The sequence below is a fragment of the Myxococcus sp. CA056 genome, from assembly GCF_013336715.1.
Classification (GTDB): domain Bacteria; phylum Myxococcota; class Myxococcia; order Myxococcales; family Myxococcaceae; genus Myxococcus; species Myxococcus llanfairpwllgwyngyllgogerychwyrndrobwllllantysiliogogogochensis.
Map to the genome: position 1 here is coordinate 836,660 of NZ_JABUMT010000004.1, position 13,890 is coordinate 850,549.

General features: G+C 69.6%; 9 protein-coding genes. 7 read left to right on the forward strand and 2 right to left on the reverse strand.

What is annotated here, in order from left to right; genetic code table 11:
* Positions 1-127 precede the first annotated feature (127 nt).
* Positions 128-1,735, reverse strand: coding sequence for a molecular chaperone DnaK (gene dnaK, locus HUA76_RS21820; protein WP_141642920.1), 1,608 nt, complete (start codon positions 1,733-1,735; stop codon positions 128-130).
* 198 nt (positions 1,736-1,933) lie between these two features.
* On the opposite strand from dnaK, the gene HUA76_RS21825 reads away from it, so the two are divergent.
* The 7 genes from HUA76_RS21825 to HUA76_RS21855 all read left to right on the forward strand — a co-directional run bounded on the left by HUA76_RS21825 (position 1,934) and on the right by HUA76_RS21855 (position 6,393).
* Entirely contained in the window at positions 1,934-2,770 is an 837-nt protein-coding gene (locus HUA76_RS21825; RefSeq protein ID WP_141642921.1) for a class II glutamine amidotransferase, read from the forward strand.
* 347 nt (positions 2,771-3,117) lie between these two features.
* A complete protein-coding gene (locus HUA76_RS21830) occupies positions 3,118-3,510 on the forward strand; it encodes an ATP-binding protein (protein ID WP_371745576.1) in 393 nt (130 codons plus the stop codon).
* Positions 3,507-4,202: an ATP-binding protein gene (locus HUA76_RS21835; protein WP_371823506.1), complete on the forward strand. Its 696-nt coding sequence runs from the start codon at positions 3,507-3,509 to the stop codon at positions 4,200-4,202. Before HUA76_RS21830 ends, HUA76_RS21835 begins: the two co-directional genes overlap by 4 nt.
* The gene (locus HUA76_RS21840; RefSeq protein WP_371745574.1) at positions 4,193-4,768 is read left to right on the forward strand and encodes a SpoIIE family protein phosphatase; all 576 of its coding nucleotides are present in this window, start codon (positions 4,193-4,195) and stop codon (positions 4,766-4,768) included. The genes HUA76_RS21835 and HUA76_RS21840 overlap by 10 nt, the downstream gene beginning before the upstream one ends.
* Entirely contained in the window at positions 4,765-5,253 is a 489-nt protein-coding gene (locus tag HUA76_RS21845; RefSeq protein WP_174455022.1) for an STAS domain-containing protein, read from the forward strand. The genes HUA76_RS21840 and HUA76_RS21845 overlap by 4 nt, the downstream gene beginning before the upstream one ends.
* Before the next feature lie 10 nt (positions 5,254-5,263).
* A complete protein-coding gene (locus HUA76_RS21850; RefSeq protein ID WP_141642923.1) occupies positions 5,264-5,944 on the forward strand; it encodes an STAS domain-containing protein in 681 nt (226 codons plus the stop codon).
* A gap of 29 nt (positions 5,945-5,973) precedes the next feature.
* Positions 5,974-6,393 carry an STAS/SEC14 domain-containing protein gene (locus HUA76_RS21855; RefSeq protein ID WP_174461942.1) on the forward strand — a complete coding sequence of 140 codons (420 nt, stop codon included), beginning with the start codon at positions 5,974-5,976 and terminating at the stop codon, positions 6,391-6,393.
* Between the two features lie 46 nt (positions 6,394-6,439).
* On the opposite strand, the gene HUA76_RS21860 is transcribed toward HUA76_RS21855, so the two are convergent.
* Entirely contained in the window at positions 6,440-13,882 is a 7,443-nt protein-coding gene (locus tag HUA76_RS21860; protein WP_174461943.1) for an Ig-like domain-containing protein, read from the reverse strand.
* Positions 13,883-13,890 lie beyond the last annotated feature (8 nt).

Sequence of the window (13,890 nt, forward strand, 5' to 3'; positions counted from 1 at the left end):
GCACGGGGCCCGGGGTGGCCGCCGTCATCCGCGGAATGGCGGGGCGCGCGGGAGCCGCCGGTGTCCCGGGCGGGCTTCCCGGCGGCCTGCCGGAGCTGGGATCGGAAGGCTCGGACATCGCGCTCGTCTACTGGGCCACGGCGGGCAGGTCGTTGTTGTTGTGTCCGGCGAGGCGGGTGCTCCGGTTCGCCTGGATGGACTTCTGGATGTCGTCCTCCGACATGCCAGACGACAAGGTGATGGTCGTCGACGTCTTCTGTCCCGTCTCCGTGTCACACGCGGACACGTTCACCAGTCCGTCCGTGTTGATCTCGAACGTGACTTCGATCTTCACCTCGCCGCGATAGCCGATGCGGAAGCCCGCGAACTCGAACTCACCGAGCATCTCGCACTCGTCGGCCCGGTTGGACTCGCCCTGATACACGCGAATCTTCACCTTCTCCTGCCCGTCACGGCTGGTGGTGAACGCCTTCGAGCGGTCAATGGGCACCGGCGTGTTCTTGTCGATGATCTTCTCGGTGTACCCACCCACCGTGCCGATGCGCAGCGTCAGCGGCGTGACGTCCACCAGGAACGTCTCCGTCTTGCTGTCCAGCAGCGCATGCGACTGGAGCGCCGCGCCCATGGCCACGACCTGGTCTGGGTTGATGCCCTCCAGCGGAGCCTTCTGGAAGTAGTGCTTCACGGAGTTGCGGATGATGGGCAGCCGCGTGGGCCCGCCGACGAGGATGACCGCGTCGATGTCCGCCGCCGTCAGCCGAGCGCTCTGCAGCGCCTCGTCGCAGACCTTGAACGTGCGCTGCACCAGGTCCATCACCATCCGGTTGAACTGGTCCTGGTTCAACGTGTGGCGCAGGTCCATCACGTTGCCCTGCGCGTCCTGGCAGATGCCCGCGCAGAGGATGTCCGCGGAGCCCGTCTGCCCCACGTCGATCTTCGCCTTCTCCGCGGCCTCCTTCAGCATCTGCAGACAGAACTTGTTCTGCCGCAAATCCAACCGCGTCTTGCCCAGGAAGTCGTCCGCCAGCCACGTCATGATGCGGTCGTCGAAGTCGTCGCCGCCCAGGTACGTGTCGCCCGCCGTCGCGAGCACCTCGAAGACGTCCTTGCCGATCTCCAGGATGGACACGTCGAACGTGCCGCCGCCCAGGTCGTAGACGACGACGCGCTGGTTGACGTCCCGGCCAAAGCCGTACGCGAGCGCCGCCGCCGTGGGCTCGTTGAGGATGCGCAGCACCTCCAGCCCGGCGATGCGGCCCGCGTCCTTGGTGGCCTGTCGCTGGTTGTCGTTGAAGTACGCCGGAACGGTGACGACCGCCTTGGTCACCTCACGTCCCAGGTACGTCTCCGCGACGGCCTTCATCTCCTTGAGCACCAGCGCGGAGATTTCAGGCAGCGAGTACGCACGCTCCCTCACCCCGATGCGCACCGAGTTGTTCTCGCCCTCGACGATGCGGTACGGCATCACCGCCTGTGCCTTCTTCACCTCGTCGGAGAAGTAGTAGCGACCGATGAGCCGCTTGGCCGAGTACACCGTCGTCTCGGGGCTGGTGATGATGTTCTTCTTGGCCGCGTTGCCCACCAGCACCGAGCCATCCTCGAGGAAGGACACGCAGGAGGCATGCGTCGTCTCTCCCCACTCGTTGGGGATGACGATGGGCTGGCCATCCTGGACCACCGACACGCACGAGTACGACGTGCCAAGGTCGATGCCGATTGCGATGTCGTCCGACATTCCATCTCCGGTGAAGGGTCTAGCCCGAGGCCGTCGGTGAAGCGCCCGGAGGTTAGGAGCCTCCGGAAGAGGTGTCAATGTTCGATCAATGTAAAGCCCAGCCATTTCAAGCACTTAGCGAAGTGGCAAGGGGGCGTGCCCGCTGGCTTGAGGGGGGGAGGGGACGTCATTATCTATGGAGCAAAGGAGTTCTCCCTCATGTCCGTCGTCCTCGCAGCCCTCACGTCAGACCCGAACCTGCTCAGGTGCGAGCTCCACCGGCTCGCCGAGCAGGTGCTCGTCCAGACGGAGCCTCGCGCAAACGCGGTGGGGGTGGGAGCGTACGCCCAGGACGAGGTCCTCCTGCGCCGTTTCTCCAGCGCGGAAGGGGAGCCCTCGCTCGTGGGGCTCGCCCCACCGGGTGAGTCGGAAGCCCTGCTGTTCCACGCCAGCCGCATTCCGGTGGGCCAGTCGCTGGAGGAGAACACCCAGCCGTTCCGCTCGCGCCGCTGGCTGTTCGCCCACCAGGGCAGTGTCAGTGGCTTCGACGAACTGCGCGCGACCCTGTTGGACTCGCTGCCAGAGCACCTGCAGCGTCAGGTGCACGGCGGAACGGACAGCGAGGTGCTCTTCGCGCTCTTCCTGCGTCACCTGCGTGACGTGGGGCGCACCGACGACCCCCGGCTGGAGGCGCACGTCGCCGGTCGCATGCTGGCGGACACCGCGCGCGAGGTCATCAAGCGCTCCGTGGATGCGGGCATCCCTCGCGCGTCCACGCTCAACCTGGTGGCCACCAATGGATACCTCCTCGTGGCCTGCCGCTTCGGCGAGGAGCCGCTGTTCTATTCGCGACTCGAAGGCGGCGCGGAGTGCGTGCCCTGCGGAGTGACGGCCAGCTCTTCAGAGTCGCAGCCCGCGGTGGGCGCCCACCGGCGTCGCCGCACCGTCGTCCTGGCCAGCCACCTGAAGCGCCCGGGGAGTTGGGTGGAGCTGCCTCGCGGAACCACCCTCGCCGTGGGGTTGGACCTTCAGGTGCAACTGCTCAACGGCGGCTGAGCCCGGAAGGCGCTCTCCTGGTCGAACGCCCACGCACTTCGCGTGGGTCGTTCCCGCCCCGTGGCTTTCGGAGAGGCTGGAGCTGAAGTGACGGATTCCCGGAGCATCCCGGCGCAAGCGGGTGAAGCACGGGAGTAAAACGAAAAAACCCAGGAATCTAGACGCCTCTTCCGGGAAACCGAAGCGGATTCCATGGGTGGAATGTGAACCGCTTTACAGGCCCCGCAGATTTGTTGCCTCATACTGGCGTAATTCCAAGGGTTTTACTCCGGGAATGAGTTTTGCCGCTGCCACTGCCTTCCTCTGCTTCGCTTGAGTCCCGGCTGTCCGTCGTCGTTCGCCATCCCGTGGATGCGGTGGTGGCGGCCTCGATGGGCCGGCGCTTCGCCCGGGACGCGGGATTGTCGGCGGCCTCCAGCGCGGAGGTCGCGGTGGTGGTGAGCGAGCTGGCCACCAACCTGGTGCGTCACACGCGGGCGGGCGGGACGGTGGAGGTGTGGTGTGAGGACGGCTGGCTCTGCATCCGCTCGCTGGACCGGGGCCCGGGCATGGCGGAGCCGGAGCGGCTCTTCGTCGGCCGCGAGGGACGCCCAGGGCCTTTGCCAGGAGAGAGCCTGGGTGAAGGCGGCGCCGCCGTGCGACGGCTGACCGACGAGGTCCGCGTGTCCAACCGCGAGGGCGGTGGCCTGGAAGTGTTCGCGCGCAAGCGCATGAGTCTGGAAGCAAGGAGACCGTGGTGAGTCGGGGCGTAACGAGTACACAGCTGCTGGGCGTCTTGCAGCACTTCATGACGGAGACCGCCGCGCGGCTGGTGCTTCGAGGAACGCTGGAGCCGCTGCGATTGTCGGCGGACACGCTGGGCGCGGCGGAGCTGCCGCGGGTCATCGAGGCGCTGGAGCCCGCCACGCGCCACTTCGTGGACCCGGCCCGACGTCCGGACCTGGCCGCGCGGTTGCGGGCCCTGACGGCGACGGCCACCGTCCCCTCGGGGTTGAGCGCCGCGCGCGAGCCGACGCCGGCCCCCGCGACGACGACGATGGACGCGCGGCCCACCACGTACCTGGTGCGGACGGAGGCGGACGCAAGCCATGCTCGGCTCGCGGCGCGCGCGCTGTGCGAGTCGATGGGGGGACGCGGCTACGAGTGCCAGAAGGTCGCGACGGCGGTGAGCGAGCTGGCGCGCAACCAGATCTCCTACGCGGGCGGCGGCACCATCCAGCTCATCCCCGTGCAGACGCCGCGCAAGCTGTTGCGCGTGCGCGCGGAGGACCAGGGGCGGGGCATCCCGGAGCTGGAGCGCGTGCTGTCGGGCACCTACCGGAGCAAGACGGGCATGGGCCTGGGCATCCTGGGCGTCAAGCGTCTGGCGGACCGGTTCGAGGTGAAGACGGGCGCCACGGGAACGCAGGTGGAGTTCGAGGTGTGGCTGTGAGGTTGTCCATCGCCCACCGGACCCGTCCGAAGGTGGGCGAGGTGGAGAACGGCGACGGCGTGGTGGTGCGCGTCGACGGGCCGCACACGCTGCTGGCGGTGGTGGACTCGCTGGGCCACGGGCCCGCGGCGGCACAGGCGACGGCGGAGGCCGTGCGCTGCCTGGGCCAGGCGCCGCTGGGCCCGTCCGTGGAGCCGCTGATGGAGGCGCTGCACGCGGCGCTGCGCCATGGCCGGGGCGCGGCCATCATGCTCGCCGTGTTCGACGGGCACACGCTGCACTGTGGCGGTGTGGGCAACGTGGAGCTGCGCACCGTGGGCACGCGCGTGCCGGTGCTTCCCACGCCGGGCATCCTCGGCCAGTCCTTCCGCACGCTGCGCACCGTCTCCACCGTGCTGTCGCCCGGAGACCGTCTGGCGGTCTTCACCGACGGCTTGAGCTTTCGCCTGGACCTGGAGCTGGTCCGTACGCAGTCCCCCGATGCGGCCTGCGCGTTCCTGATGGAGCGCTTCGGCCGTGTCACCGATGACGCCACCGTGCTGGTGGCGGATGTGGAGCCGTCGTGAGCCACCCGGACAGTCCCCTCCCTTCGCGCGACCTGTCGCGCATCCCCATCATCCCCCTGTGGGGACAGCTCATCGTCCCGCTCCAGGGCGACATCACCGACGCGCAGGCGGCGCAGCTCTGCTCGGACGTGCTGCGCGACATCCAGCGCACCAGCGCGAAGGGGATGGTGGTGGACATCTCCGGCCTGTGGCTCGTGGACAGCCACCTGTGCGCGGTGCTGGCGCGGCTGGCCGCCTCGGCCCGGCTGATGGGCACGCGCACCGTGCTGTGCGGCATGGGCGCCGACGTGGCGCTCACCCTCCAGAGCATGGGCATCCAACTCGACGGCGTGGAGACGGCGCTGGGGCTGGAGGAAGGCTTGTCGCTGCTCGGCGTCCGGGCGGTGGGCGCGCGCACGGCCGAATCGGAGCGCGAGGAGGCCCAGCGCCTCGCGGACGAGATGCTCGGCATCATCGCTCCCCCCGTGGCCAGGAACGTCGTCTGAGGGAGACTCCATGAGCACCGCCCTGCCCACACCCCTGACCGTCGACCCCGAGCGCGTGGGGCGCATCATCGACGTCCTGTCCCTCATCTCCGTGGGGGAGTTCTCGCCCGAGCGCACCACCATCTCCATCCGTGAGCAGGACGAGCTCGCCGCGTTGGAGGAGACGCTCAACGTCTTCGTGCGCGAGCTGGCCACCACCCGCCGCGAGCACGAGGAGGCCCTGACGCGCCTGGCGGCGAGTCACCGCGAACTGGAGGAGAAGCTCTCCACCATCGACCGGCAGCGCGACGCCATCCGCGACCTGTCCACGCCCATCATCGAGCTGTGGGAGGACATCCTCACGCTGCCCATCGTCGGCGTGGTGGACACGCAGCGCTCCGTGGAGATGACGGAGCGGCTCCTGCAGCGGGTGGTCCAGGGAAAGGCCCGCTGCGTCATCATCGACATCACCGGCGTGGAGGTGGTGGACACGATGACGGCCAACCACTTCATCAAGATGGTGAACGCGGCGCGCCTGCTGGGCGCCTACTGCGTGGTGACGGGCATCAGCCCGCTGATTGCCCAGACGCTGGTCCAGATTGGCGTGGACCTGCGGGAAGTGAAGACGCTCGGCAGCCTGAAGGAAGGCCTGCGCGATTGCTTCCAGCACCTGGCCGGGCGTGGCGGCAACACCTCCACCTCCCGGCGCTGACCCCTTCGATTTCCGAGAGGAGACACGGCATGGTCCGCATGTGGACGTTCGGTGACAACAAGGTGTGGCTCGAGTCGCCCGACATCATCCGACTGGTCAACGTCGGGGTGTTCGACCTCAAGCTCCTCCACGAGCTGAACCAGGTGGCGCTGGAGCTGAGTGCGACGCATCCCCGGCTCTATCTGATCTCCGATGTGCGTCGCGGGACGAGCATCTCCGCGGACGCGCGCAAGACGCTGAGCGAGAACCCGGAGGCGATGCCCTTCGTGGCCACCGTCCTCTTCGGCGCGAGCTTCGCCTTGCGGACCATGGCCAACATGATGGGGCGGGCCTCGGCCCTGCTCGGGCGGACGCAGGGCGCTCCGTTCGGCATGGTGGAAACGGAAGAGGAAGCCCGGGGCTGGGTGGCCGCCCAGCGCGCGCTGCAGGGCGCTGCCCGAGCCTCCTGAAAGGGCTGTCCGGAGGAGGCGCGAGAACCTCCGGACGCCGACCCGCTCACCGCCGCCGGCGCAGCCCGAGCAGGCCCACCCAAGCCAGCCAGACGAGGCCGAGCGGGAGGGCGCCCGCGGTGCTGGAGCAGCCCACGCCGCCTCCCTCCACCAGGCTGGGACGGATGACGTTCCACTGGTGATGGGCGGGAGTTATCTGCACGTTCCCCGCGATGTCCGTCGCCAATACATCCAGCGAGTGGATGCCCTCCGACAGCGAGCGGACGGTGAGGGGATTCTCACAGGGCGACAGCTCCACGCCGTCCAGCGTGCACTTGAAGCCGGAGACGGGCTCGGAGGTGTTCAGGGTGAAGGTGACCTCCGAGAGCGTGCTGGTGCCCGTGGGGCCCCCGCTCAGCGTGGTCGTCGGCGGCAGGCTGTCCACCGTGAAGGTGCGAGGCGTGGACTTGTCGCCAATGTTGCCCGCCATATCCGTGGCGAAGACCCGCAGGTCCTGCAGCCCGGTGACGATGGCCAGCGTCACCGCCACCGTCCACTCGCCGCGCTCGTTGGCCAGTGTCGTCCCCACCGTCAGTCCGTTGAGGGTGGCGGTGAGCGTCGTCCCCGGCTCCGAAGTGCCGGTGATGGTGTAGTTGTCCGGCCTGACGATGGCGTCGACCGCCGGGGTCAGGACGACGGGGGGGGCGGGCTTTGAGGTGTCCACGGTGAAGGCGTGGGTCGTGGAATCGGGGCCGGTCCGCTTGAAGGCGTCCGTGCAGTACGCGTTGACCAGATGGAGCCCATCCGACAGCGCCGCCGAGGGCGTGAACTTCCACTCGCCCGTGCTGGCGATGACCGGATGCTGGTCCTGGGGCAGGCCATCCAGGCGCACCGTGAGGACGCATTGCTGCGGGGCCGTGCCGACGATGAGCGGCGTCGGCGAGTTCACGAGCGCGGCATTCGTGGGGGTCCGCAGCTCGGGCTTGCCCGGGGGCTCCAGGTCGAGCGTGAAGGCGCGTGTGATGCGAGGCCCCTCGTTGCCGGCGAGGTCCATCGCCTGCACCAGCATGTCGTGCCGCCCGTTGGCGAGGCCCTGGGGAGGCACATAGAACCAGTTCCCCGCGCCATCCACGGTGACACCCGGGAGGGTGGTGCCATCCAGGGTGATGAAGATGGTGCTGTCCGCCTCCGCCGTCCCTTCGATTCGAGGGGTGGGAGTGGTGAGTGTCGCGTTCTGGGCGGGCACGGAGACCACCGTGGTGGGAGGCGTCGTATCCACGCGGAAGGACCTCGAGGAGGACGGGTCTCCCGTGTTCCCGGCGAGGTCGGTGGCTTGGACCTGAACGTCGTGTCTCGCCTGGCTCAGCCCCGCCACGGGGGCGAACGTCCAGGCACCGGTGCTCGACGCCGTCACGGCGCCCGCCAATGCGCCGTCGATGAAGATGCTCACCTTGGCGCCCGCCTCGGTGGTTCCGATGAAGTCGGGGCGCGCCTTGCCCACCACGGCATCGGCGGCCGGGCTGGTGAGGATGGGAATCGCCGGGCGGGAGGCATCCACGGTGATCTGGATGGCCACGGAGGGGGCGCTCTCGTTCTTCGCGACGTCGGTGGCGGTGGCCGTCACGGTGTGGGGGCCATCACCCAGCGTGGTGCTCACAGGCACGGCCCACTGTCCGTTGATGTTCGTCACCGCCGTGACGAACACGGCCTCGTTGATGAGGAGCTTCACGGTACTCAGTGGCTCGGCGGTGCCCTCGAAGGCCGTTCCGTTCGCGTTGACCAGGGTGCCCGTCGTGGGTTTCAGGATGGTGGGGGCGCTGGGGTCCGTCACGTCCACGGTGAAGCGGACCTCCGCGGGCGCACTGGTGTTGTTCGCGGGATCCGTGGCGGTGGCTGTCACCAGGTGGGTGCCATGCGGATATTCCACCAGGGTGGGCAGTGACCAGTTCCCGCCGCCATTCACCACGGCGGTGCCGACGAGGTCCCCATCCACGAGGACTCTCACGCTGCTGCGGGGCTCGGCGGTGCCGGAGAAGCCCGTTCCGTCCTCGCCCACCACGATGTCCACGGTCGGCGTCAGGATGACGGGCGCGGCGGGGGGCGTCAGGTCCACGGTGAAGGTGGACGTCGCGGTGGTGCTCGTGTTGTTCAAGGCGTCGGTGGCGATGGCCGTCACCGTATGCGAGCCCGCGCCGAAGCCCGTGCGAATCGCTATCGACCAGGTGCCCTCGGCGGTGGTCTGCGGGGACGCGATGAGGCCGCCGTCGACGCTGACCCGGACGGTGCTCAGTCGCTCGGCCGTGCCCGAGAAGGCCGTGCCCGCGGCGCCCACCACGGTGTCGGGATTGGGGGTCTGAATCACGGGAGCCGCGGGGGCGGTGATGTCCACGGTGAAGGTGGACGTCGCGGTGGCGCTCGTGTTGTTCGACGCGTCGGTGGCGGTGGCGGTCACCGTATGTGCCCCGTCCGTGAAGCCGCCCTGCGTGGGCAGGGACCAGGCGCCGGAGGTATTGGCCTGGGCGGTGCCGACGGGCGCGCCATCCACGCTGACCTTCACCGTGCTGTCCGCCTCGGCGGTACCGGAGAAGCCCGTTCCCGCGGGGCCCACCACCGTGGTGGAGTTCGGCGTCTGGATCACCGGCGCGGTGGGCGCCTCGATGTCCACGGAGAAGTGGCGCTCCGCGACGACGCTCGTGTTGCCCTGCACGTCGGTGGTGGTGGCCGTTACCGTGTGAGGGCCGTGCGTGAAGGTCGTGCTGACGGGCAGGGACCAGGCCCCCAGGCCGTTGGCCTGGACGGTGCCATGCGCGGCGCCATCGACGCTGACCTTGACCGTGCTGTTCGCCTCGGCGGTGCCGGAGATCCCCGTGCCAACGGGGCCCACCACCGCGCCTTCGGTGGGAACCTGGATGACAGGCGCGGAGGGGGCGATGATGTCGACGACGATGCCATGGCTGGCGGTGGCGCTGAGGTTGTTCGCGGCATCGGTGGCGGTGGCCGTCACGGTGTGGGCGCCGTTCGTGAATCCCGTCCGGACGGGCAGGGACCAGGTGCCGGTGCCGGAGGCCTGGATTCCGCCGACGGACTGGCCATCCACGTAGACATTCACCATGCTCAGGTTCTCCGCGGTGCCGGAGAACGAAGTGCCGGCCGGGCCGATGACCGCGCCCTCCGCCGGCGTCTGAATCACGGGCGCGGCGGGAGCGGCGATGTCCACGGTGAAGGTGCTCTCCGCGGTGCTGCTCGTGTTACCGAGCGCGTCGGTGGCGATGGCCGTCACGGTGTGCGTTCCATGGGTGAAGCCAGCCTGGGGCGCGAGCAGCCAGTTCCCACTGGGGCCGGCCTGGGTGGTGCCGACGGGCGCGCCATCCACGCGGACCGTGACGGTGCTCACGTTCTCCGCGGTGCCGGAGAAGCCCGTTCCCGCCGTGCCCACCACGGTGAGGGGGTTGGGGGTCTGAATCACGGGCGCGGCGGGCGGCGTCACGTCCACGACGAAGCTGATGGCCGTGGGGAGACTGGTGTTGTTCGCCGCGTCCGTGGCGGTGGCGGACACCGTGCGAGTGCCGTTGGCGAAGCCCGTGCTGACAGGAAGGGACCATGCCCCGCCGGGGCCGCTCGCCTGGGCGTTGCCGATGGGCACTCCGTCGACGCTGACGCTCACGGTGCTGTTCGCCTCGGCGGTGCCTGAGAAGCCCGTGCCCGCGGGGCCCACCACTGTGTCGGGATTCGGCGTCAGGATGACAGGCGCGGAGGGCGCCGCGGTGTCCACGGTGAAGGTGCGGGTCGCGGCGGGGCCCACGTTGTTGCCAGCATCGGTGGCGGTGACCGTCACGGTGTAGGAGCCGTGCGTGAAGCCCGTCTGCGTGGGCACCGACCAGGCGCCCGTGCCAGTGGCCTGCGGGGTGCCGACGACGGTGGTACCCACGCGGACCGTCACGATGCTGTTGGCCTCCGCGGTGCCGGAGAAGCCCGTTCCAGCGGTGCCCACCACGGCGCCCGAGGCGGGCGTCTGAATCACGGGGGCAGGGGGGGGCGTCTTGTCCACGGCGAAGGTGCGCTGCGCGGTGGGGCTCGTGTTGCCAGCGGCGTCTTTGGCCGTGACGGTCATCGTGTGCGAGCCTTCGGCGAGCGAGGTGTTGTTGGGCAGGGACCAGGCGCCGGTGGTTGCGTGCGCCGTGGTGGTGCCAATGAGAAGGCCGTCCACGAGGACTGTCACGGTGCTCGAGTTCTCGGCGGTTCCGGAGAAGGTCGTGCCGGCGCTGCCCACCACGGTGCCCGCGACGGGTGTCTGAATCAGGGGGACCACGGGCCCCGCCGCGTCCACGGCGAAGGCGTTCTCCGCGGTGGGGCTGATGTTGCCGACGCCGTCGGTGGCGGTGGCCGTCACGGTGTGCGGCCCTTCATCCAGGGAGCTGCTCGCGGGGACCGTCCAGGCACCCGTGGTGGCGTGCGCCGTGGTGGTGCCGACGAAGGCTCCGTCCACGTGGACCGTCACGATGCTGTTTGCCTCGGCGGTGCCGGAGAAGTCCGTTCCAGCGGCGCCCACCACGGCGCCCGAAGCGGGCGTCTGAATCACGGGGACGGCGGGGGGCGTCTTGTCCACGGTGAAAGTGCGCTGCGCTGCGGGGCTCGTATTGCCAGCGGCGTCTTGGGCCGTGACGGTCATCGTGCGGGAGCCCTCGTCGAGCGAGGTGTTGTTCGGCAGGGACCAGACACCGGTGGTGGCGTGCGCCGTGGCGGTGCCGATGAGGAGGCCGTCCACGAGGACCGTCACGGTGCTGTTTGCCTCGGCGGTGCCGGAGAAGTCCGTTCCAGTGGCACCCACCACGGTGCTCGCGGCGGGCGTCTGAATCACGGGGACGGCGGGGGGCGTCTTGTCCACGGTGAAGGTGCGCTGCGCGGCGGGGCTCGTGTTGCCAGCGGCGTCTTCGGCCGTGACGGTCATCGTGCGGGAGCCCTCGGCGAGCGAGGTGTTGTTGGGCAGCGACCATGCGCCAGTGGTGGTGTGCGCCGTCGCGGTGCCGATGAGAAGGCCGTCCACGAGGACCGTCACGGTGCTCGAGTTCTCGGCGGTGCCGGAGAAGCCCGTGCCAGCGGTGCCCACGGCGGCGCCCGAAGCGGGTGTCTGAATCACGGGGGCGTCAGGCGCCGCCGCGTCCACGGTGAAGGCGTTCTCCGTGGTGGGGCTGATGTTGCCGGCGGCGTCGGTGGCGGTGGCGGTCACGGTGTGCGGCCCTGCTCCCTGGGAGCTGCTCGCGGGCACCGTCCAGGCACCGGTGGTGGCGTGCGCCGTGGCGGTGCCGACGAAATTGCCATCCAGATGGACCGTGACGGTGCTCGAGTTCTCGGCGGTGCCCGAGAAGTTCGTTCCAGTGGCGCCCACCACGGCGCCCGAAGCGGGCGTCTGAATCACGGGGACGGCGGGCGGCGTCTTGTCCACGGTGAAGGTGCGCTGCGCGGTGGGGCTCGTATTGCCAGCGGCGTCTTTGGCCGTGACGGTCATCGTGCGGGAGCCCTCGGCGAGCGAGGTGTTGTTGGGCAGCGACCATGCGCCAGTGGTGGTGTGCGCCGTCGCGGTGCCGATGAGGAGGCCGTCCACGAGGACTGTCACGGTGCTCGAGTTCTCGGCGGTGCCCGAGAAGTCTGTTCCGGCGCTGCCCACCCGTGCGGCGTTGATCGGCGTCTGAATCACCGGTGCGACGGGGGGCGTCTTGTCCACGGAGAAGGTGCGCTGCGCTGCGGGGCTCGTATTGCCAGTGGCGTCTTTGGCCGTGACGGTCATCGTGCGGGAGCCTTCGGCGAGCGAGGTGTTGTTGGGCAGCGACCAGGCGCCAGTGGTGGTGTGCGCCGTCGCGGTGCCGATGAGGAGGCCGTCCACGAGGACCGTCACGGTGCTCGAGTTCTCCGCGGTGCCAGAGAAGCCTGTCCCGGCGCTGCCCACCCGTGCGGCGTCGATCGGCGTCTCAATCACCGGTGCGAGAGGCGGCGTCGTGTCCACGGTGAAGTGGCGCTCGGCGACGGGGCTCGTGTTGTCGTCGGCGTCGGTAGCGGTCGCGGTCAGCGTGCGCGCCCCCTCGGTGAGCGGGGTGCTCGGCAGGAAGGACCACTCGCCGGCGGGGCTCGCATCGATGGTGGCGTAGGGGACGCCATCCAGCAGGAGGTCCACCCGGCTATCGGGTTCGGCGGTGCCCGAGAAGTCGGTGCCGCCGGTGCCCACCAATTCCCCTTCGGTCGGCGTCAGAATCACGGGCGCGAGCGGGGGCGCGAAGGCTTCCACGGTGAAATAGACGGGGTCGCTCGACAGGCTGCTCAGCCCTTCGAACTCGGCGTGCGCGGTGAGCGAGTAGACGCCGTCATCGAGGTCCGTTGGCACACGGACCGAGAAGTCTCCAGCGTCGCCCACCGGCGTGGCGGGAAACTCCCACTCCGGCGTGGCGGGGCGCTCGATGTTGCCCATGCGCAGGAAGACGGTGGCGCCGGGATCTCCCGTGCCCGTGACGACCGGCGTCGGAGCCGTCAGCGCCTGGCCGTCGCCGGGCGTGGTGATGACCGGCGTCCTCGGAATGACGAGCGCGTGCTCCACCAGCGTGACATCACCCGGTTCACCCACGCTCGTCCCCACATCGCCGGAGACGCTCTCTCCGCCCGTCACGCGGACGGGACAGCCCGTCAGGCTGCCTGCCTGGAGCAGCACCTTGCCACCCGCTCCAGGGCCAAATCCCTCCTGGGCGCCAAAGGACTCCGCGGGAACCCCGGGCCCGCCCTGGGCCATCAGCGCTTCGCACTCGGCGCTCTCCACCAGCCGCGCGGAGATGCTTCCTCCCTCGCCACCGCCCTCGGTGCCCAGGTCCCATGGCAACGCCTGGCCATTGGCTTCGATGCGGCCCGCGCCCGTGAGCTTGCGCGCCCGGAAGAAGACGACGCCGCCATCACCCAGGGGCTGCTGACGCAACAGCGCGCCGCTCGCGGTGATTATGCCGCCGTTGTGCAGCGTGCCGGAGGCCAGGAAGGCCACCACGCCACCAGAGGTGCCATTCCAGCTCCGGGCCTTCAGCTCCCCGGTCGGATGGATGGTGACGCTCGTGTACTCAGGCACGCGGATGACCTGCGTGGACAGGGGCACGAAGTCATTCAGCACGGGACGGGTCAGCGTCAGCACGGCTCCCCGCACCCGCGCCACTCGCGCCAGCTCCCAGACTCCCCCCGGGCTCTGCTCCCGGGGGCCAAAGGTGAACGTGGCCACGGACGAGGACCGCACGGGGCCGACGCCCAGCGTCTGCAACACCATCACCAGGTCACCGGCGACGAAGCCCTCGGGGGCGTCGACCTGAAGCTCGTGGTCCCCCTTGCTCAAGGGCGACGTCACCGCGGCATAGCTGTTGATGACCCGGCTCTCATGGGCCTGGACGGTCAGCGTCTCATCACGCCCCGCGCCGAGCCCGAAGACATCCGCCTCCGCGAACGCGGGAAGCGCGACCAGCGCCAGGGCGCAGGTCAAAAGGTGCATCCATCCCG